At 45.6% G+C, this 20,180-nt stretch carries 15 protein-coding genes and 1 tRNA gene; 4 read left to right on the top strand and 12 right to left on the bottom strand.

Annotated features, from left to right (window positions below; genetic code table 11):
- Position 1: 1 nt before the first annotated feature.
- Complete coding sequence (locus BQ8014_RS13610) at positions 2–787, top strand: DUF4296 domain-containing protein (RefSeq protein ID WP_080904817.1); 786 nt, start codon at positions 2–4, stop codon at positions 785–787.
- On the opposite strand, the gene BQ8014_RS13605 is transcribed toward BQ8014_RS13610, so the two are convergent.
- On the bottom strand, positions 777–1,535 hold the full coding sequence (locus tag BQ8014_RS13605) for an RNA methyltransferase (RefSeq protein WP_080904816.1): 759 nt from the start codon (positions 1,533–1,535) through the stop codon (positions 777–779). The genes BQ8014_RS13610 and BQ8014_RS13605 overlap by 11 nt on opposite strands.
- Before the next feature lie 78 nt (positions 1,536–1,613).
- On the opposite strand from BQ8014_RS13605, the gene BQ8014_RS13600 reads away from it, so the two are divergent.
- Together BQ8014_RS13600 and BQ8014_RS13595 are read left to right on the top strand one after the other, a co-directional pair.
- A complete protein-coding gene (locus BQ8014_RS13600; RefSeq protein WP_080904815.1) occupies positions 1,614–3,983 on the top strand; it encodes a translocation and assembly module lipoprotein TamL in 2,370 nt (789 codons plus the stop codon).
- A 100-nt stretch (positions 3,984–4,083) separates the two neighbouring features.
- Positions 4,084–4,157 (top strand) — tRNA-Arg (locus tag BQ8014_RS13595).
- Positions 4,158–4,578: 421 nt separating this feature from the next.
- Here the strand turns inward: BQ8014_RS13595 and BQ8014_RS13590 are convergent.
- From BQ8014_RS13590 to BQ8014_RS13540, 11 genes are all read right to left on the bottom strand, one after another.
- A complete protein-coding gene (locus BQ8014_RS13590; protein ID WP_080905973.1) occupies positions 4,579–6,078 on the bottom strand; it encodes a hypothetical protein in 1,500 nt (499 codons plus the stop codon).
- A 32-nt stretch (positions 6,079–6,110) separates the two neighbouring features.
- Positions 6,111–8,942: a TonB-dependent receptor gene (locus BQ8014_RS13585; protein WP_080904814.1), complete on the bottom strand. Its 2,832-nt coding sequence runs from the start codon at positions 8,940–8,942 to the stop codon at positions 6,111–6,113.
- Between the two features lie 118 nt (positions 8,943–9,060).
- On the bottom strand, positions 9,061–11,643 hold the full coding sequence (locus BQ8014_RS13580) for a DUF5686 and carboxypeptidase-like regulatory domain-containing protein (RefSeq protein WP_080904813.1): 2,583 nt from the start codon (positions 11,641–11,643) through the stop codon (positions 9,061–9,063).
- Positions 11,644–11,725: 82 nt separating this feature from the next.
- On the bottom strand, positions 11,726–13,951 hold the full coding sequence (locus tag BQ8014_RS13575) for a Kelch repeat-containing protein (protein WP_080904812.1): 2,226 nt from the start codon (positions 13,949–13,951) through the stop codon (positions 11,726–11,728).
- Positions 13,952–13,961: 10 nt separating this feature from the next.
- Complete coding sequence (locus tag BQ8014_RS13570; protein WP_080904811.1) at positions 13,962–14,906, bottom strand: hypothetical protein; 945 nt, start codon at positions 14,904–14,906, stop codon at positions 13,962–13,964.
- Between the two features lie 11 nt (positions 14,907–14,917).
- On the bottom strand, positions 14,918–16,756 hold the full coding sequence (locus BQ8014_RS13565; RefSeq protein WP_080904810.1) for a protein kinase domain-containing protein: 1,839 nt from the start codon (positions 16,754–16,756) through the stop codon (positions 14,918–14,920).
- Between the two features lie 42 nt (positions 16,757–16,798).
- Positions 16,799–17,602, bottom strand: coding sequence for a PP2C family protein-serine/threonine phosphatase (locus tag BQ8014_RS13560; protein WP_080904809.1), 804 nt, complete (start codon positions 17,600–17,602; stop codon positions 16,799–16,801).
- A 36-nt stretch (positions 17,603–17,638) separates the two neighbouring features.
- Positions 17,639–18,157, bottom strand: a complete 519-nt coding sequence (locus BQ8014_RS13555) for an FHA domain-containing protein (protein WP_080904808.1) — start codon at positions 18,155–18,157, stop codon at positions 17,639–17,641.
- Entirely contained in the window at positions 18,154–18,390 is a 237-nt protein-coding gene (locus BQ8014_RS13550) for a hypothetical protein (protein ID WP_080904807.1), read from the bottom strand. Before BQ8014_RS13550 ends, BQ8014_RS13555 begins: the two co-directional genes overlap by 4 nt.
- A gap of 123 nt (positions 18,391–18,513) precedes the next feature.
- Positions 18,514–19,161 carry an FHA domain-containing protein gene (locus BQ8014_RS13545; protein ID WP_080904806.1) on the bottom strand — a complete coding sequence of 216 codons (648 nt, stop codon included), beginning with the start codon at positions 19,159–19,161 and terminating at the stop codon, positions 18,514–18,516.
- A gap of 3 nt (positions 19,162–19,164) precedes the next feature.
- Positions 19,165–19,548 carry a LytTR family transcriptional regulator DNA-binding domain-containing protein gene (locus tag BQ8014_RS13540; RefSeq protein ID WP_080905972.1) on the bottom strand — a complete coding sequence of 128 codons (384 nt, stop codon included), beginning with the start codon at positions 19,546–19,548 and terminating at the stop codon, positions 19,165–19,167.
- A 269-nt stretch (positions 19,549–19,817) separates the two neighbouring features.
- Here BQ8014_RS13540 and BQ8014_RS13535 point away from each other — a divergent pair.
- Positions 19,818–20,180, top strand: a 363-nt coding sequence (locus BQ8014_RS13535) for a 3-methyl-2-oxobutanoate hydroxymethyltransferase (RefSeq protein WP_200814399.1), incomplete at its 3' end; no start/stop codon positions are given.

Genomic DNA, 20,180 nt, shown 5'->3' with positions numbered 1-20,180 from the left:
CATGTGGAATAGGTTTCACAAATATGGGCTTGCCTTACTTGTCTTGATGACGTCTTTCTCCTGCGGAAGGACGCCCGACGGCATTTTGTCCCAAAAGAAAATGAAGGAGGTAACCCTGGATATCAAACTGGCTGAGGCAATGATCGAAGCGGACTATAACGCATATACGGATTATTCCAGAAGAGAAGCATTGTACCGGTCGGTTTTTGAAAAGCATAAGATTACGGAGGCCGTTTACGACAGTTCCCTGATATGGTATGGAGAGAACCTTGAGGTTTATATGGAAATCTATAACCAACTCGGAAACGAACTCGACGGGAAAATAAAGGAGATGGGAGATATCAAACCGGAAAAGGAAATGCCGGTTTCTCCGAATGATTCCATCGATATCTGGCCGCTGCGACGGCTTTATACGTTTACCCCGGATCATCCGAGATTGATTGCGTTTGACATGAAACCAGAGATCCCTTATACGGCCGGTTCCGTCTTTGTCCTGGGCGTAAATATCTGGGGAATGACTCCGCAAACAGGGCCTGCTCCCGAACTAAGGCTTACGGTAGAGCAGTCGGATACGACGATGACGGTGCTGAAGAATCTTGACCGGGATGGTTATTTCGAGACGGAAGTGCAGACGCTTCCCTCGCAGCAGGTACGCCGTGTATTCGGATATATCCGCATGATGTCCAACCGGACGGAGGACTTGAAGATATATATAGACAGCCTGAGCCTCTTCAAATATCATTACGGCTTCCACCGGATAGCGCCTCCTGCAGAAGTTATGCCTTGAGCCTTTGCCGGCGGCGAAATTCCGCACATACAATAGCCGTGGCGACAGCCACATTCAAGGATTCGGAAGTTTCCCTATTTGCGGGGAAGCTAGGAATGTAAATTCTTTCGTTGACGAGTGTTTCTATCGAAGGGCGAATACCGTTGCCCTCATTTCCCATGACAATGACGCCGTAAGGCGCCAGTTCTTTTGAGTAGAGGTCTTCCCCTTCCAGGAGGGTTCCATATACAGGAATATTTTGGGGCTTCAGGTACGTTTCCAATTCCGTGTAATGCACCTTCACGCGGGATAAGGCTCCCATTGTAGCCTGTACCGCTTTCGGGCCGAATGCATCGGCCGTATCTTTACTGCATAGGATATGCTCGATGCCATACCAGTCGGCCAGACGGATTATTGTGCCTAAATTACCGGGGTCTTGTATGCCATCCAAGGCTAGAACTAGTTCGTTCGCCGGGTCGATCTCCGCCAAAGCATAGGAGGGAAGCCGGAAGACGGCCAGTACGTCTTGCGGATTTTTCAGGAAGCTGACTTTGCGGATATCTCCTTCTTCGGCCAGAAGCAATTCTTTTGCCGGGATATCTCCCTGTGTTGCCATCCAAGAGGATTTGGCAAGTAGTAATTCACATTCGAAGGCTCCTAACATGTCGGAAACCATCTTATTCCCTTCCGCAACAAACACCTGATGTTCGGCGCGCAGCTTTTTCATCTCCAATGAACGGATAAACTTTATTTTACTTTTAGAGAGCATCTTTACTTTTTTTGCAAACTCAAAAGTACTGGAAATAATTTAATTTGAACTACATTTGCGCCTGTAAAAGGCGATGTGATGAAGGAGGTTACCCGTTTATTATTGTTTATTTCATTTCTGATCGTGCTGGTTTCATGTAGCACGACCAAGTTTGTAAAGGAGGGAGAGTATCTTTTGGACAAAGTTGAAATAAAGGTCGACAGCGCCGATATAAAGGGAGCCGACTTAACTTCCTACCTTCGGCAAAGGCCGAATAACCGGATTTTCGGAATTCTGAACTGGCCCCTGCACCTTTACAGTTTATCTGGCAGGAGTGATCATAATTGGCTGAACAAGCAATTGCGCCGCGCCGGAGAGCCTCCGGTCATTATGGATACGACATTGATCGAGCAGTCAAGCAGGGAATTGCAGCGCTACTTTGTCAATAAAGGCTATACGGATGCGGAAGCCCGTTTTGTCGTCGATACATCCAAGCGGAAAAAAGCCGTTGTCACCTATCAAGTCCAGGCAAATGCCCCCTACCGGATTGGAGAATATACGATGAACATCCCGGATCCCAGAATCGATAGCATCGCCCGCCTCACGGCACCCAGACGTTCCCGGTTTGCCTCCATGTTTCGTTCCACTCCGGAATGGTATACGCCGGTCATGGGTGAAGGTGACTTGTTCGACCGGGATAATCTGGATAAAGAGCGGGAACGTATATCCACCCTCTTGCGAAGGAGAGGCTATTATGCCTTTAACCGGGATTATATCGGCTATCTGGCAGATAGTACGGCCGGAAGCCATCTGGTAGATCTGGAACTGATCGTGAAGCCTTTCCGTTATGTTTCTCCTGACGGTGCTATCAGTGAGAAGCCGCACAGGCAATATTATATTAATAAGGTTTCGATTGTGACCGATTACGATCCGTTGAATCCGGAAGAGAATTCGCTTGGATATAGCATTACGGATTCCATTAGGAAGGGAGTGGTTTCCATCCTGTATGGAAAGAACGGTCGGAGCATTCGCCCGGGCGTACTGGAACGGAGTAATTTTATACAGACGGGCAGCCTGTTCAATGAACGGGAGGTGGAGCAGACCTATGCTTCTTTAGGATCTTTGCGGGCCTTACACAATATCAATATCCGGTTTAATGAATTTGAGGAAAATGATTCCTTGAAATTGGACGCGACGATCCTTACTTCTCCTGCCAAAAGGCAAACTTTCGGCGTCGATTTGGAAGGGACGAATTCGGCCGGTGATTTAGGGTTTGCTTCCAGTTTGAATTACCAACATCGGAATCTGTTCCGGGGGGCGGAGGTCTTTTCCGCCCGTATCCGTGGAGCTTATGAAACAATAACGGGAGCGAGCAGCGCGGAGGAAGGATATAATGACTATTGGGAGCTGGGTGGCGATCTGTCGATGGTTTTTCCCCAATTTCTATTTCCTTTTATTTCTTCCGAATTTAGCCGGAAAATCCGGGCGACGACGGAAGTGAAAGTCAGTTACAGCCAGCAGCGGCGTCCGGAATACCGGAGGGCGATTCTTTCGGGAAGCTGGAGCTATAATTGGCAAGATCGTTCGAACGTTTTGGCAAGGCATACTTTCAACTTGTTGGATATCGATTATGTCTATTTGCCCTATATCAATCAATCTTTTAAAGATTCATTGCCGGAATCAACCCAGTTGTATAACTATACCGACCAGTTTATTTTCAGCACCGGTTATACTTACTCCTTTAATAATTATAATCCTTTGCAGCGTCAGCGGAATACGCATTCCTTACGTGTTTCGTTCGAATTGGCCGGTAATTTTCTCTATGCGATGTCTAAGTTGACAGGCGCTTCCAAAGATGAAAACGGCCGGTACAAGTTATTTGATATCAATTATTCGCAATATGTAAAAGGAGATATCGATTTCGGAAAGAGCATTGTGCTGGACGATCGCAACTCTGTTGCTTTCCATATAGGCGGAGGCATCGGCATACCCTACGGAAATGCGAAAGAGATGCCGTTTGAACGCCGTTATTTTGCGGGCGGAGCCAACAGCAACCGCGGATGGTCCGTCCGGTCGTTAGGCCCTGGACGGATGCCGAGGAGTCAAAATCGGGAAACTTCATTTGCACTTCAAACCGGAGATATCCGTTTGGACATGAGTGCGGAATATCGTTCCAAGCTTTTCTGGAAATTCGAGATGGCCGCTTTCGTTGATGCCGGAAATATATGGACTATTCGTAAATACGAACATCAGCCGGAAGGCAACTTCGATTTTTCCCGTTTCTATCAAGAAATTGCCGTTTCATACGGTTTAGGCCTGCGCCTTAATTTCGATTATTTCCTAATCCGCCTGGATGGCGGCTTGAAAGTTTTTGATCCCCAAGAGTCGGGTGGGCGTAAATGGGCAATACTTCGTCCGAATTTAGGCGATAATTTCGCCCTTCATTTTGCCGTCGGCTATCCGTTCTAAGCTAAGTTCCCTGAAACAGCACGACTTTCGCTTAAAAAGTATTCATTCCTATTGTTCGTTAAAGAATAAAGGCATACCTTTGCAGCGCAGAAAAAAGCAGGGTCGGGTAGCTCAGCTGGATAGAGCAACAGCCTTCTAAGCTGTGGGTCCTGGGTTCGAATCCCAGCCTGATCACTTATAGAACCGCTCAAAAGGCGGTTCTTTTTATTTTGATTTATATAAGTTTTCTATTTTGGAAAATATTCCGATTTTATTTTATCCTTTAAGGGCTTTGTTTTGTGAAGAAAAACAAATATTTGTTCGGATTACTATTATGTAATATTGTGTCTATTAGATATATTATGGATTAATCGGCTCAGCTTCCGCCGAACATAACAGGAGTTTGCCCTGGTGGCGCCAATAAAATAATTAAGTGGCAATTGTGGAATAATTGGGGCGACAGTATATATAGTTGATGGCCCTACGATTCAATAATCATTGCTTTTTGTAGATACCTGCATCTTGAGGAAAATAAAAAAGGTCGTCTACCTCGCGATAGACGACCCGTGAAACCAACAAAACCATCATAGAGAATGTTGTTGTTTTCTCTGGAATATCAATATTCCGTATTCTGCGGATCAAAATTTGTCCAATCGGTAGCCCAAGAGTCATCTGCACCTGAAAATGCACCGGCATAGGTTACTTTATCAAATCCTGTAGACAATTTAGTGTCGTCGAAGTTAGCGCCGTTTAACAGCGGGCTGCCTGATACAGGACCGTAATTCGGATTGGATTTTAAACTGTTCGGTTGCGAGAGTTTTAGATCGGCAATGTTGTCATATGCTATGTTCCCTTGAGCCGTAAAGAAGGTATGGGAGAAAGATTGCTGGGTAGCATCTACCGTACCACCTCCGTTTGTCGACAATTGGTCTTTGAATGATTTATCTACATCCGAACCAACAATTCCCATACCTGCAAAATACAAATTCTTTAGTTTCAGATCTCCGTTGGTTGCCCAGGTTTGTGTCGTTCCTAATTTATTATCTAAAATTAAACCGACCGGACATCCGATTGCTACGGAATTGAAGACACTTATTTTTGAGTTACGACGAATGTGCATGGATGCCTGGAATTGTCCTAACTTGGATCCGTTGTTCGGATATAGGTCTCCACCGGTAATGTAACTTGTCGTGTTTTGAAAATCATCAGCCTGGCCGATAGGTCCTACGAATGTCACATTACTGAAAGTTGCCGTAGTAAAGGGTGTCAATGTTGAACCCTCGGCGTCGTTGTCCGATTCAAATCCGTTAGACATGGAAGTATCTGCGATTTTGGGGTATTTTACCGATAATAAGAACTGGAGTTTTCCGGAAAATCCGTTATCCGTATCGAATTCATCGTCCCAACCATGATAGGCTATAAGGTATTTGGCATTGACCGTACCTCCGAACCATTCAAACGAATCGTCATTCGAATAAGAAACCTGTACATGGTCGATTTGCGTACCGCTACCGACACCTCCGAAGGTAAGACCATTAATTTCTTTGTCCGTATCAAAAACAGATCCGGCAAATTCAATACGGACATAGCTTATCGTTCCTGAATTATCCGCATCGTCTGTTCCTCCGTAGTAACTACGCGGGCCACCCTCTATGATTTTTTGCCCGTCTGCTGCATTTACACGCGCTTTACCGCAAAGGATAATACCTCCCCAGTCTCCTGGTCTGCGGGACCCTTTGGCTTGCGCGGAAGTAAATACGATCGGAGCTTCTTTTGTACCCTTGGCGATGAGTTTTCCACCCCGCTCAGCAATGAGAGCCGCTTTGGTTGCTTTATCTCCTTTGATCACCGTACCGGGCTCGATTGTCAGTGTAACGCCGTCAGGTATATAGCCCCAACCTTTTAATACATAAGTCCCTTGGGGTAACGTATATTCTGCCTTATCCTTTGGAATTTCATAATCTTGTTGTCCGTTTCCGATTTCATTTGTGTTAAAAATGAAAGGCAAGGATTCTGTTGGATCCGGGGTAGGATCAGGATCGTCGTCACTACATCCGGTGAAAGATATGGCAAGGGCCATAGACATTAGTAAATTAATAAATTTAATCTTTTTCATCTTGTTCATTTTAAATTAGTAATAATTAAATATTAGATCGTATAACTTAAACTAAAAATGAAGCTTCTGCCTGGGCTATACTGCTTGGTTGTTTGCTCTCTTTTATGTATCTCCTTATTATCGTCTTCAAACCTGGGGAATTGTTTGAAAGTAATTTTTTCTCCGAGTATATCTCTTGCCGATGCTTTGACTTCCCATCTTTGGGCAATTTTCTTACTGAAAGTCAAATCGATCGCATTACGCGGCATCTCGTATGAATCCGGAATATCATTGTTGATAGAGGTTCCCGGCGAAGTGACCACACGACCAACTCCGATAATCCGCTTACCAATCCGGTTATACAGTATGCCTGCATTCACCCCGTGCTTGGCATGCTGGTAAAACAGACCCGTGTTGATCAAATAGGGAGATTGTCCTTGCATTTGCCGGTCCGGCTTTCTCGTATCTTCCTCAAATTGCACTTTACTTTTGATTAACGCTCCATTAAAATTCAAACTGAAGTTCGGCAATCCGATAAAATCGAGCGTCTTTTTAATATCCACTTCAATTCCGTAATTGTCTGCCCCTTTGGCATTGGTAAATGTGAAGGTATAATCTCCTGAATTAGCTTCAATATAGGTCCATTCGATCGGATTTTTGAAGTGCTTATAGAAAAGGGCCACGGAAATGGCTTCTCCCTGATTCGGATAAAACTCGTAACGGAGATCCATGTTTTGAATGTGCGCTATTTTCAGGTCCTTATTGCCTTTGATCGGACTGAAGAGATCGAAGTCGTAATAAACGGAAGTGGATACTTCACGGAATTCCGGCCGGTTGATGGAAGCTCCATAAGCCAAACGCAACTGATGCTGGTCATTCATTTTATAGGTCATATTCAGTGAAGGGAAAAAATCGCTGCTCTTGTATTTCCGTTCTTCCGTCCGAAAATCCAAATACGATGTATAACTGGTTAAGCGCATATCGTTGTTCTCGTATCTGACACCTGCGTAGATATCGAATTTATTTACGGGGACATTTATCCCGAGGTATCCGGCATAATGATAGTTTTTACCTTTATAGTTGTTCGTATTATTGGTATTTTCGTTTATATAGATTTTGTCCGATCCCCAATTAGCAGGTATCAATATCTCATTGACGACATCCTGGTACCTGAAATCTGTCGGTAAGTTCGCATTATTACTCCATTGATAGGTAAAAGCACGGTTTTTATAATCCCGGTTCTTCATTTCACTATAAGCTCCTGCTTTCAGTATAGGTTGCAAGGAACCTACATCGAATGTTTTTTGATAGTTGATGCCGGCCGAACCGATGTGTTCGTTTAATCTGTAAAAGATACGCTCAATCTCGTTTTGATCGATAAACATTTCCCCTTCATGCGCATCTCCGGTGAATGTGTTTTCCTCACGATTGATTATGCGCCGGTCCGGTTGGTTTTTATCGGCATAAGCATAACCTATATTCCAATCGAATTTGGAAGCCTCCCGGTTGTACGTTCCGGAGACCTGCCCACTGTAAGTCGAACGGCTGGAATAAAAATATTCCTGTTTCTCTTGTATGTATTTTTGACTAAGAAATTGATATCCCGAACGATTGGTATATTTATCCTGTCCTAATTGATTGAATATATTTTTAAATTCATATTTATCCTGTTCGTTCGGAAGATAAGTTAAGTTGAGCATGGCACCCAGGCGGACATTGTTTGCATAAACATTATCGGTATAGTTATATACATATTCCGGAGCATCCTCTCTTGTATTCCAGATTCCGTAGCGTGAATTTACCATATCCAACGCATTGGTATAGGAGTTCGTATAATTGAGAGTCGAAATGACGGCGAACCGTTTGCCGTTCTCCAAATCATAACGATGGTTCCAGGAAGTGCTTAAGCGAAGGTCGGCAAAAGGTGATTTCTTTTTTACACTCCAATCGTTATTAAACCCATTTTTTGTAAAAGCGTCTACATCCGATGAATTTTCTACATCCAAACGATCCAGGTAGGAACCTTCGAAAGAGCGTTTGCCATCATCGAAACCGAGAAAATCAGTTCCGCTCCCCGGATTATAATAAAAATCCCGGAAATGAGTTTTGTCATTCACACTTCCCCCGACAGATACGGAAAAAGAATTCTGATCCGGTACGTCTTTGGTACTCATCTTGATAAATCCGCCGGAGAAATCCGCCGGGAGTTCCGGGGCTTGGCTCTTGATTACGACAAGGTTGTCCATCTGGGAACTGGGGATCAGGTCGAAGGAGAAGGCGCGTGTGTCGGCTTCCGAACTGGGTACCGCTGCATTATTGATCCATACATTATTATATCGTTGCGCCAAACCGCGTACCGTGACGAATTTGTTTTCGGTCAGCGAGATCCCCGGTACCCGGCGAATGACTTCCGCCGCATCCCGGTCCTGCGTCCGCGTTATCTGTTGGGAGGAGATCCCGGACTGTACCAGTAAACTTGTTTTTGTTGCCTGCAACATGGCGAGGTCGGTGTTTTGCTTTCTCTGTCCAACGATTACGACCGATTGGAGTTCCAGTCCTTCGGTAACCATATCGATATTCAGGACTGCGCTTTGTCCTTTTGTCACAACTACGTTTTCCTGTCTGATAGGAGCATAACCGACATATTTAATAAGAACGGTGTAGCTTCCAGGGCGGAGGTCTACGATTGCAAAATTACCGTCCAAATCGGTCGATGTACCCAATGTACTACCTTCGATCAGGACAGCGGCGCCGATCAGCGGTTCACGCGTTTCCTTGTCAAGTACTACACCGATGACAGAGCCGGTGTTTTGTGCTATACTGTAGCACGTAGAAATAAATAAAAGTAAAAATGAAAAGAAATACTTTTTTTGATGACGATTCATAAATTTGTTTCTCTATATGGTTTCGATGCAAAGATCTTGCATGGATGTTACATAGATGAAACGAGATTGATATGTTACGGTTAACGTACTGTTAAGAGATTGTTTCGGAGGTTACGTTTTAGAACGTAAAGCGTAACGCGATCCGGATTCCGCTTTTCTTGATGTTGGGGTGGTCCAAGTAGGTCAACCGGCGGTAGTAGTCTATTCGTAAGATTTTTAAGATGTTTTCCAGTCCGATGCTGGCTTCCATATAAGGCGTGTTGCCCAAAGTGCCGGTCTCCTCGGGGAAAATGAAGAGGTTGCTGTTGTAGGCCGGGTTATTTTTCCGGGATAAGTCGCCATAGATTCCGTTGAATGAAACGACTTCGCGCAGGCGAAGGACGCGGATGCCCGGAATACGGTTCAGTATCCATCCTTTCAGGTAGTAGGTCGCATTGAAGGACACATATTGGTCGGTCACAAACTCCAGGGCCCTCATCATGTGGAAGGCTTCGGGTTGTATGGTGACGGACTGGTTGGTGTTCGGGATAATCAAAAGAGGGAAGGGGACTTCATTCCATACCTTACCCGCTTTTAATTGTGCATCGATATGTCCGAACGAAGAGAGCCAGATGCGTTTCTCCGCGCTTAATTCGGTGTGATGGTAATTCACTTCCCCTCCCAAAACATTATCCAATCCCATCTGATGGGACAATTTGAATACCGGTGCGTCTTTGGATAGGTTGAACGGCGAATCTTTTCCCCTGCGGCTGGAGTAGGCGCGTTCACCGGGAGCAAAACGGAATTGCATTCCCAGTTCGGAGGTTGTCAAATCGTTCTTCCGGATCAGTTCGCCTTCCGGATCCTGGTAAGTATACCGCAAGGTTCCGGTCGGTTCGTCTGTCTGGTTTTGCATCCATGTTTTGACCGACAGCCCGTTGGCCCACTCCTTTTCATATTGGAGCATGGTCTTCCTGATATAGGACATCTTGGTCAGCGGTTCCCCGACTTTCCAGGCGACAAAGAGATTATCCTTGCTGGTATACAGGAAATTTTCGCCCAAGGAGTATAGGTCGTATTCCTGAATGAAGGAAAGATTGTTAGCCGGAGGTTCTTTGGTATGGTAAGCCTTTTTATTGAAAGCATAGGTTAATGTCGCATTGTATTTCCATTTGCGATCATTGAGGCCATAAGCTGCATAGCCGTTGGCAAAAAGGTGGGGGTTCAGGTTGGCAGTCGTCATGCCGCCTACCCGGAAGCGGAATCCTTCGATTTTATTACCGCTGATGGTTGTATTCATCGGTCCGAAGTCGAATTTGCTAACGTTCCGTTTTCCACTCTTGATATAACTGGAGATCAGTATTTCAGCCGTACCGATCATCACATTGAAAGCCGGTACCTTACGAAGCTCCTTCAACAAATCGTTCAAGGCATCTTCTTTCTCCTTGATCGGGATATGGCGATGGCTTACCCAAAAGGAATCCGGACGCGAAGTAGCTTCGGCCAGTTGATGCACGTTTCCCAATTGTTGAAAGATCGAATCCGGATTTTCGATGGAGAACCGATAATTGTTGTAACTCCGGAAGTGGCTGGCATACAACTGCTGTCCTTTTTTGGTAATCCCGAAATTGATATACGTTTTTTCGGTATGAAGCATCCAGGTGCTGTCCGGCGCCCGTTCGAATTCCTGCTCGATGCGCAGTTTGCTGACAAAATTCAGGTTAATGTCATATGGGACATTCAAAACCACTTTTTTGACGGAATAGTGTCCGTCCAGCGTAACGTAAAGCCTCCCTGTGAAGCCATAGCTTTGGCTGTTAACCGGAACGAACGCCAGATCGACGCAGCGGTCGCCGGCTACGTCCAGCGTATCCATGATATAATATTGGTAATAAGTGGTAGCCAAGAGGGAGGAGAGGGGACTGACAAAGCGGTTGAGCAGGATATTGATATTGTTGTCGAAGATGTCGACTCCCCGGAATATTTCCTCCAGATTACTGGTGATACCCCCTTCGTCTAGTGTGTTGTCGATTCCGCTATGCCTCCGGGCTTTGATGAAAGTCTTTTGGGTACGGGGTGATTTCCTGTAATAGACGTCCGCCAACGTTTCACGTACGGAAACGATCAGGATCGGTTTGCCGTTGAATTCGGATGTATCTATATAATTCTTGATGAATTGTAGTTTATTCAGCAGCTTGTTTTTCTTGGGATCCGGATTGAAGTCGTCGAACGCGAACGACAGTTTATCATAGGTTTCCGCTTGGTATTCGTCTTTCGCTTCGATGCGGTTATCCGTTTTGTGCTCGATTACCTTTTTGATCAATTCGACCGCCGGGTTGTTCCTTCGCGAATACTTTTGGCGGGTAGGTTTGACATACACTTCTTGAATCTGGAACGAAGTCGGGGCAAGCAAGATCTCCAGTCCGTCATTCCTTTCCCCTGCCTTAAGGACAACCGTCTTTGTATGATAGCCGAGCGAACTGAATACCAACTGGGTGTTTCCCTGGCTGTTTCGTAAGGAAAAAGTGCCTTGGTCATCAGTCATAACCCCGGTTGTCGAATTCAGGAACAGTACCGATACGAAAGAAAGGACTTCGCCGGTAATCGAATCCTTTACAATGCCGGATGCCGAAGTTTGGGTCTGTGCTTTCAACTCCGGCAATCCTGCTAGAACCGGCAAAAAAAGGAGAATAAATATGTAATGGCGAACCTTTCCTGTCATTATTTGGTAAAATTCATCATATAGAGGATGAACAAGGGGCAAAGTTACATATTCTTCCACAAAGGAAATTAATGTCAGGCCGTTAATAGATGCGTTTTTTTCCCATTTTTTCTTGAGCCGTCGTTGCTTTATTGTCCCATGAGGGATTATATTTGATAAAATTTGTTCCGCTTTGATTGTATCCTATGTAAATAGCATCCCTCAGAATAAACATGAACAAAGGCTTCGAGTAGGGAGGAGCCGACTTTTTCGTCCATGATTTTGCATGGATATCATACATCCACAACTGGTTGGATTGGTCGATTACATAAATGAATTCCCCTATAGCGCCACCCCCTGCGATCTTATCTCCCGGGTAAGCCGCGGATTCTTCCTGCCAGTTTTCGGTAAGCTCGGTGGAAGAAGACCAGAGGGTCTTATTGCATTGGTTCGCACTGTTTATGCCCAATCCGGCGTAGATTTTTCCATTGATGATGACATTGATTCCTTCGCATTGCGGTTCCGGAAAGTCATTCATCATCCTTGCCCAGGAACCGGAGGCGTTATACTTCCAGACTTCCCTGGTCAGGTTGTCACTTGAATCCCGCCCGCCGATAATGTAATGCAGGGATTCGCTGATGCTGCCTCCTGTTGCCGAATAAGTCGGCTTGGGCGGGTTCGTCGAAGGCAGTAAATACCACTGGTTGCTCGAATAGCTATATAAATATAGATCATTCCTAGCCTTGTTCTCGTCGTCTAAGCCTCCGAACGCCAACAAAGATTGGTTGGAGGATTTGATTATCGTTTGCCATTTGCGCGCTCCTCCGGAAAAGGCGAGGCGTTGTTGCCATTCATTGTTGTCCGCGTCATAGGTCCAATGTTGATCCGTTTTGTTTGCGCCCAAATCTCCTCCGATCAGATATCCGATGCCTTCTATCGATAACATGGCTACCGAACCCAATAAAGGTCTGTTTCCAGGGAAAGAAGTTATGTCCATAGCAAAGATCTCCGGTGTTTTCACCTGCACTTCTTTCCCATAGGAAGTTCCGGCGGCATTTGTCGCATAGGCGCGGATATAATAGGTTGCAGCGCCCGATAATCCGGCAATTGTTCCGTTAAAGACGCCTTCCTGCCCAAGAGTCATCTTTATGTGGGATGCCGTTTCCAATGTCACATCAGGAATTGTCGACCAACAAATACCGACTTCCGTAACCGGGCTCTCTCCTTCGTTGATCAGTGTTCCCCCCACTTTTGCCGTCCCTGCGGAGAAGGTGATGAGGGAATCGGTCGATACCGTCGGCTTGTCATTTACGGTATAAAAGGTGAGGGAATCCGAATAAGAGAAGCCGAATTCATTCCGGGCAAACGCGCGGACATAATATGGCGTATTCGGTTGCAATCCTTTGATCGTACCCGTGAAAACGCCTTCCCCTTTTCCGGCATGGATCGTATCCCCTTTCAGTTCTCCATTCTCTCCGCCGGGCTTGACGGGCGGTTGTTTTTCCGTTCCCCAAAGGAATCCCCGTATGTTTACTTCAGCATCGTTTTCTTTCAATACTTCCGCCGATAGGGTTACTTCCGAAGACAGGACGTTCCCGACAATTTTCAGGTTCCCGACCACAGGCGTTCCCTCGGTCGTTTGGAAGGATTGTATTTCTCCTAATGATATTCCGTATTCGTTTTTATAATAGGCGCGGACATAATAGGTCTTTTGGGGAGTCAACTCTGTCAGTACGACTCTGAATGTCGAATCTGCTGCAATCGGTTTCTTTAAGGCTATCGAATCCTTTTCCGTCAGTTCCGGATGGGAAGAAAAATAGACGCCCCATTCTTTGGGTTCTCCCTCGCCGGCTATTATTATTTTCCCGCCGCAGCGTGCCCATTTCGCATGTACGCTATCGGGAGTAAGTGTCTGGATGCTTGCCTTACCGACAGTCGTCTCTATTCTCTGTACTTCGCTATAGGTCGTGGCCACTCCGTTGGCCGCGTAGGCCCGGACCTGATAGGCCGTATCGACCTGGATGTTTTCTACGTTCAACGTATAAGAGCCTTTGCCGGTATTGGCATCCTTGACTTTCGTATACTCCCCCGACGGGCTCGGCGTTGCCAGACGCCATTCGATCCCTCTCTCTACAATCGGCGCGCCGTTTTCCGACTTTACATCGACGTTGACGGTAATGGTTCTTGCGACTCTATTGACAGAAAGAATCTCTACTGCAGGCGGGTCTGCATTTTGCAATCCGCCGTTTATTTCCGGGTCTTCCACACAACCGGTTGCAAGGAAAAGGGCCTGGAAGAAAAGTATAAATATCGATGCGTTGTTTTTCATATCAAATCAATTAAAAGAAAATACCTACTCCCGCATTTAAATCGGAATATTCGAAACCAAGGGAGTTAACCCCTCCGCTAATGTAAAAACTATTGAACTTTATCATCAAGTCGATTTCGAGAGCAACCCCCTTATGGGAGGCTTCTTCATTCTTTGCCCACGCTGTTTTCGTATTATCGTAGTCGTTTTTATCATGCGTTACGTATTTCCAAAGCAAATCCCTCTTTCCATATCCTCCTCCGAAGGAAGTGTAGAGCCAGGGCGTGAATTTCACGACTAATCCGGCAGTTGCCGAATATGTATTGGTCTTCTTTTCTCCGGGAACGAATTCATAGGATGCGTTTTCATGAAAATCGATAAGTTCTTCCGATTCTCCTGCTTTACGGCATTGGTAGAGCGTATTTTCAAAAGAGAGATTGGTTTTAAAACGTCCGTACCATCCCAACCTTTGCCCTACGCCTCCGAAGGTAATACCGAAGGGAGCTTCAATGGAGTAGGAGTAGCCGACAAAAAATTTCATCCTTTCCTGTTGCACCGCCTTCTCTGTAGCCGGCGATTGCAGGATTTCGTTTTGCTTTCGTATATTCTCCAACTGTTCGGACCAATAGTTGGAGAGATTTTTATTGGAAGGAATGCCTATTCCTTCGCCATAACATGTAATCAGTTTGGACATGGAAACCGTATCCCCCTTCATTGCTTTTTCCGTCAGGCAGTCCATACACTTATTCATGACGCTTCGCATCGAGGGGCGCATCTCTTCATTGGATAGCCAAATGGTAACTAACTTATCGATGCTATAGGAATCGCAGGTCAGAACACCCTCTTCAAACCACAGCCGGGCATCCCGGTAGTCGAGGCGTTTCATCGCTTCATCCCCGTTTTTATTATATTCCGTTTGCTGTGCAAATGCGCAGAAAGGCGTTAAGACAAAAAGCAGCATCCATAATTTTTTCATATATATATCTTTTAATAATACGACGTTTGGGCCTCGCTGACCAACTTTCCATCCGTATTGTAAATATCAAACAAATTATCCTCCCGTTCAAAGGCCCGGCCGTTTTTTACAATACCGACGTTCCTATATTTACAAGGGATCACCTCATTTCCTTTGTTATCAATCGCTCCGTATTTTAGATTCTCTTTTTTCCGTACAATCATATACGGGCCAAAAGAACGTTTTAGTTCATACCCGGCTTTTCGGTCCGCAATCCGGCTTTCTTCGATTTTGGCATCCGTATCGATCAGCAAACGGACTATCTCTTCCGTCAGCAGGGCATCTTTAGCGGCGAGAAAGTCTTTTTTGGCGCCGGCATAGTCTTTTTCCTCCATCTTCTCTTTGCCTGAAGAGAGAAACTTATTGTAATTATTTTGAATTTCTTCCGCCGTCGGGGTGGCAGCTTCTTTATTCACCTCTTTCCCCGGATTTACTTCCATCTCCACGAGAGGAACGGAAGGCTTCTCCGATGTTACCTTTTTCAGCAGGGATGCCGTTTCTGTCTCTGTTTTCTTCGATTTATCTTCCTGTTTTTCTTCTGCGGGCGCTTCGGCTGTTTGCTCCTTCAGGGCCGGGGAAGATATTCCGGCCTCTTCGTTCGGCGCGGGTTTCGGCAGATCCGTTTTTCTCGTTTCCGCCAGAATCGTATTTTGTTTCGGGACGGAATGGTAATTATGAAGGACAATGATACTGGAAGCGCCTACTGCGATTAAGAGTAGAGAGAATAAAAGCGCTTCCTTTGCCTTTTTCTTGCTTTTCTTTCTGGAGCGGATATCCGTTTCCGTCTTTTCCGGAATGTACAGGATTGTCGATTCGTCGCTATCCTGTTTCCCTTTGCTTTCTTTACTCTTCTTGGAAGGATGGGAGGAAGGCTCGAACCGGGACGGCGGTTGGAGAGCGACTTGCTTTTCCGGAGGCAGTCCCAGGTCGGCAATCATCTCTTCTACCGATTTGTACCGGTCGGTTGCTTTGAGTTCCATTGCCTTGAGTATCACCCTTGCCGTTCTTTCTGATATCCCGGGATTCAACTCCATCGGATTTTGCAGAGGCTTTGTTACGCGCAGAATAGATTCCACTGGAATCTTTCCGGTCAGCAAATTATACATGGTTGCCCCCAACGAGTAAATATCCGGGCAGGGAGAAAAGGATTGTGTTCCTTCCCCGTCATATTGTTCGATAGAAGCAAAACCTTTCGACAGGGTCAACAGGGTCGTACTGGTTTCCTGTTGGTCCAGGTCATAGCGTTTGCTGACACCGAAGTCGATGAGACGCGCCGCCCCTTTCTTATCGATCAGGATATTGCTCGGCTTGATATCCAGATGTAGGATATGGTTCCGGTGTACAAAATCCAGCGCGGAGCCGATCTGTGCGATATACCGTAAGACGTCTTTCTCCGGCAAAACGCCCTCCTTATCCAAAAGCTGTTTAAGGGAGCTGCCGGAAATATATTCCATGGCGATATAAGCCGTATTGTTTTCTTCGAAGACCTCCAGCACGTTAACAATGTGCGGATGGTGTACTTCGGAAAGGATGGTGGCTTCTTTGATTTGTTTTTCCTTGAATTTGTCGAAGAATTGTTTGCCTGTTTCGGAATATACGATGATTGCCTGGTTTTCCGGATTCCGGTCGCAATAGGCCTTGAAAAAATATTCCTTGATGCATACCGGGACTTCGGTAGGAACGGTTCCCAAATTTCCTTTCACCTCCGTAAACCATACTCCTTTATAGGTAATACCAAACCCGCCCTGCCCAATAACTTGAGTGAGTTGGTATTTTCCATTCTGAAGTTTGTATCCGCTAGGCAAATTCATAGTTTCGTTGATGAACTCTATTTTTTGCCAAAAATACGTCTTTTAAATAAAAGAATAAAAGAAAGAGAGGATAAATTGCTTGTATTTTAGAATCTCATCAACCCCTTGGATTGGAATTATATAAAAGGAGAAATTATCGCGGACGTTCCCGTTGCATAATTCCGCAATCCGGTCTTTGATCATACTGGCGGGTGTTCCTTCCTCGAACAGAAAGGCCAGGCGCTCACCCTGAAGGCGTTCCAGAATACCGTCCGTACACATAAATAAGTAATCTCCGGCTTCAATCTCCGTCAGCAGGGTTACGTCCGCTTCCGTCGGGCGTTCAGTCCCCTGGATGGCGCGGAGGATCACGTTACGTTGCGGGTGGCGGAGCGCTTCCTGGGGAGAGATCTTTCCCAGTTTGACCAGGGAATTGACGAGGGAATGGTCTTCCGTCTGGAAAAGAGCCTGCTTGTTACGGAAATGGTAAATGCGGCTGTCCCCGATATGGGCGACCGTGATGCCGGAAGTGCCTATATAGACTAATGTCAGGGTGGTGGCCATTCCCTTGGCTTCAGGGTGGGTCGCGATATATTCGTCGAAACGGGTTTCGGTATAATGGATGGCTTTATTGATAAATTCCCGGGTTGGATCGCCCGTCAGGAAAGTCGAAAAGAAGATTTGTATGGACTCGCAGGCCAAAGCGCTGGCTATTTCTCCTTTTTCGGAGCCGCCTACACCGTCACATACCAAAAACAGTCTCTGAGAGGGCTTTGCTAATTCCGACAGCGGATAAATGGAGTCCTCATTATTACTGCGGCCACCTTTTTCACAGATAGCATATGGTCTTTCAAGCGTTATATGCATGTCAAAATCTGAAATATAATTTTAAAGTCCATCCTCCTATTCATTAAAACGGAGTGCCGTGCAACCTATAATGATCTCGTCCTTATCTTTTAGGACAACCACTTCTCCGGGCCCGATGTAATTATTGTTGTATAACGTTTGATTTTTACTATTATTGTCGGTAAGATAGTGTTTATACCCGCTTTTTTCTGTTTTTTTTACTTCTATCTGCAAATGGTTCCGGCTCATGGAACGGTCACCGGTCGTGATGCGGATATCCGCGGTAGATGTTTGGGCTTTCCGCCCGATGGTTTGCACGCCTTCGTGCAAGGGGAAGGTCTGTTCCGGCGTATTTTCATTTGCCAAAACGGTTAGTTTTCCGATGCCGGACAAGGCCGTCGGATAGACCAGGATGGTATCGGTTGACGGCTCTGCGTTTTCCCGTTGTTCCTGCAGTATGGTAAGAGGAATTTCATGCCTGCATTTAGGGCAGTGGAAGGAGGTAATTCCTTCCGGAATCTTTTCCTCATCTATTTTTAATCCTACCCGGCAATGTGGACATTTGATAGAAATCATAGGATAAATGAAATATCTCCTTCGTCTATATTCGAAATAAAGGAATCGAGATCTATTCCATGATCGGACGGATCGTCAAACAGTATAAAGTCCCCCGCATCATTGTTATGTACGTCGTCCAACATGACGAAATCGGAAACCACGTCATGGTCGTCCATGTCGATTACGATAGCATCATTCATCATAGCTTCCTCGCCGTCCAATGAAACGAATGTATATTCTTCGTCATTCATAATTTTGTATTTTTCTTATGCTGCAAATTTATAAAAAAGAGGAATAGGTTGGTGATAATGAAGTGCCTTCTAATCAAAAGGCAGGGATTATTGTACGAAAGCGTTACTTTTGGAGACGAATGCTTACGGATTCACCCACTTGGCTTTGCAGGCGCTGCACTGTTTTTTGTTTTTGAGTGATTCCCATGGGATTTCTCCCAGAAAAGTTCCACACTTGGGGCAAACGTAGTCTATTTTAAACCGATTGGCCAGTTCCTGCAGTTTGCCCGGCGTTTTGGCTGCTTGGCGGGCTCCCAGGTAAATGCCGATGGCCGGAGCGCAGATGGTGATGCCCAGGCTGATCAAAAAGAGGGAATGGCTTCCTTTCCCCAGAAAACCGAACACAATCCCGAGAATGCCGACCAGGGCAAAAGGGAACGACTGCAGTATCCTTGTCTTGAATTGGTTCCGGGATTGTATCCTTATCTTTTCCTTAATGTACTTGTCATAGACTTGTTTGAGCCGGGCAAATTCGATGCTGTAATCATTCTCCGCTTTCAGCGCCTCGCATAGGTCCAACAGGTAGTGGTCGCCGAGGCGGATCCGGTCGCTTTCGGAAATTTTTTTCCGGACTACCTGGATCTCATTCACGAACGTACCGTTGGTCGAACCGGTGTCCTCGATATAAAATTGCCCTTCCCTGTCTTTCGAAAGTATTGCATGATGCCGGCTGACGTGCGAGTCGTCAACGACAAAGTCATTGTCATTCGCTTTTCCTATCCGTATTTCCATACTTTATTCCAATGCCTCCGCGGTTTTTGTCATTTCTTTTTCCAGCTGATCCTTCAGTACTTTTAGCGGATCTTTGGAAATGACCAGTTCCCGGGGTTTCCCTTCATTTCCCAATAATACGAGCTTCTGTTTCGGCAAGTTAATCTGAAGAATATGGTTTTTATTGATTATATGGCTTTTCCCGACGCGTATTAAGAAGGAATTGATGTCGGCTACCTGCTTTCCCAGGATTTCTTCGATTTTACCGATATTGATGGCAAAAGTGAACTGAATGCCTTCGGCCAGAACTAATTTCGTATAATTGCGATCTGCTTCAAAATATAATATTTGTCTGATCCTGATTCGTAATAATTCATCTCTTGTCTTTATTACCAAATAGTGGTCCATGCGCAAGTCCTGTCCTTTATTTTCCATCGTTTTTTCATTGCTATGCAAATATACATGAAAAAGTTGATTTTAGAAACCGAGTGATCGGTCTTTATTCAACCAAGGCTTTTTCGTCGGTAACCGGCAGATTGAGCATGCGTCTTCCCCGATCCTTTGTGTATAAGGCTACATAGATTATACGATAGGATATGCCGAATTATTCCCTTGGCAGTACTTTTTTTCAAAAGAGAATTGCATACCTTTGCACATCTAATAACAGCAAAAGCAAAATGTCAGTAGCAAAAACAGATGATAATAGAAAGGTAACCACCCGGCGGTTGATGGAGATGAAACAACGGGGCGAGAAGATTTCGATGCTTACGGCCTATGATTTCTCCATGGCTAAGTTGATCGATCATGCCGGGATCGATGTGATACTGGTCGGCGACTCCGCCTCGAATGTCATGGCGGGAAATATAACTACGCTTCCCATCACCCTGGATCAGATGATCTATCATGGCAAATCGGTGATGAAGGCCGTAAACCGTGCCCTGGTGGTGGTTGACCTGCCGTTCGGAAGTTACCAGGGAAATTCGAAGGAAGCCTTGGCTTCGGCCATCCGGGTTATGAAGGAGACGCATGCCGACTGTGTG

The sequence above is a fragment of the Parabacteroides sp. Marseille-P3160 genome (assembly GCF_900162725.1).
Classification (GTDB): Bacteria; Bacteroidota; Bacteroidia; order Bacteroidales; family Tannerellaceae; genus Marseille-P3160.
This window is presented reverse-complemented; position numbering and strand designations above follow the sequence as displayed.

What these genes read in the sequence shown, in the direction of transcription:
- BQ8014_RS13610 (WP_080904817.1), top strand. Translation starts at nt 2, where the DNA reads ATGTGGAATAGGTTTCACAAATATGGGCTTGCCTTACTTGTCTTGATG.
- BQ8014_RS13605 (WP_080904816.1), bottom strand. Translation starts at nt 1,535, where the DNA reads ATGCTCTCTAAAAGTAAAATAAAGTTTATCCGTTCATTGGAGATGAAA.
- BQ8014_RS13600 (WP_080904815.1), top strand. Translation starts at nt 1,614, where the DNA reads ATGAAGGAGGTTACCCGTTTATTATTGTTTATTTCATTTCTGATCGTG.
- BQ8014_RS13590 (WP_080905973.1), bottom strand. Translation starts at nt 6,078, where the DNA reads ATGAAAAAGATTAAATTTATTAATTTACTAATGTCTATGGCCCTTGCC.
- BQ8014_RS13585 (WP_080904814.1), bottom strand. Translation starts at nt 8,942, where the DNA reads ATGAATCGTCATCAAAAAAAGTATTTCTTTTCATTTTTACTTTTATTT.
- BQ8014_RS13580 (WP_080904813.1), bottom strand. Translation starts at nt 11,643, where the DNA reads ATGACAGGAAAGGTTCGCCATTACATATTTATTCTCCTTTTTTTGCCG.
- BQ8014_RS13575 (WP_080904812.1), bottom strand. Translation starts at nt 13,951, where the DNA reads ATGAAAAACAACGCATCGATATTTATACTTTTCTTCCAGGCCCTTTTC.
- BQ8014_RS13570 (WP_080904811.1), bottom strand. Translation starts at nt 14,906, where the DNA reads ATGAAAAAATTATGGATGCTGCTTTTTGTCTTAACGCCTTTCTGCGCA.
- BQ8014_RS13565 (WP_080904810.1), bottom strand. Translation starts at nt 16,756, where the DNA reads ATGAATTTGCCTAGCGGATACAAACTTCAGAATGGAAAATACCAACTC.
- BQ8014_RS13560 (WP_080904809.1), bottom strand. Translation starts at nt 17,602, where the DNA reads ATGCATATAACGCTTGAAAGACCATATGCTATCTGTGAAAAAGGTGGC.
- BQ8014_RS13555 (WP_080904808.1), bottom strand. Translation starts at nt 18,157, where the DNA reads ATGATTTCTATCAAATGTCCACATTGCCGGGTAGGATTAAAAATAGAT.
- BQ8014_RS13550 (WP_080904807.1), bottom strand. Translation starts at nt 18,390, where the DNA reads ATGAATGACGAAGAATATACATTCGTTTCATTGGACGGCGAGGAAGCT.
- BQ8014_RS13545 (WP_080904806.1), bottom strand. Translation starts at nt 19,161, where the DNA reads ATGGAAATACGGATAGGAAAAGCGAATGACAATGACTTTGTCGTTGAC.
- BQ8014_RS13540 (WP_080905972.1), bottom strand. Translation starts at nt 19,548, where the DNA reads ATGGACCACTATTTGGTAATAAAGACAAGAGATGAATTATTACGAATC.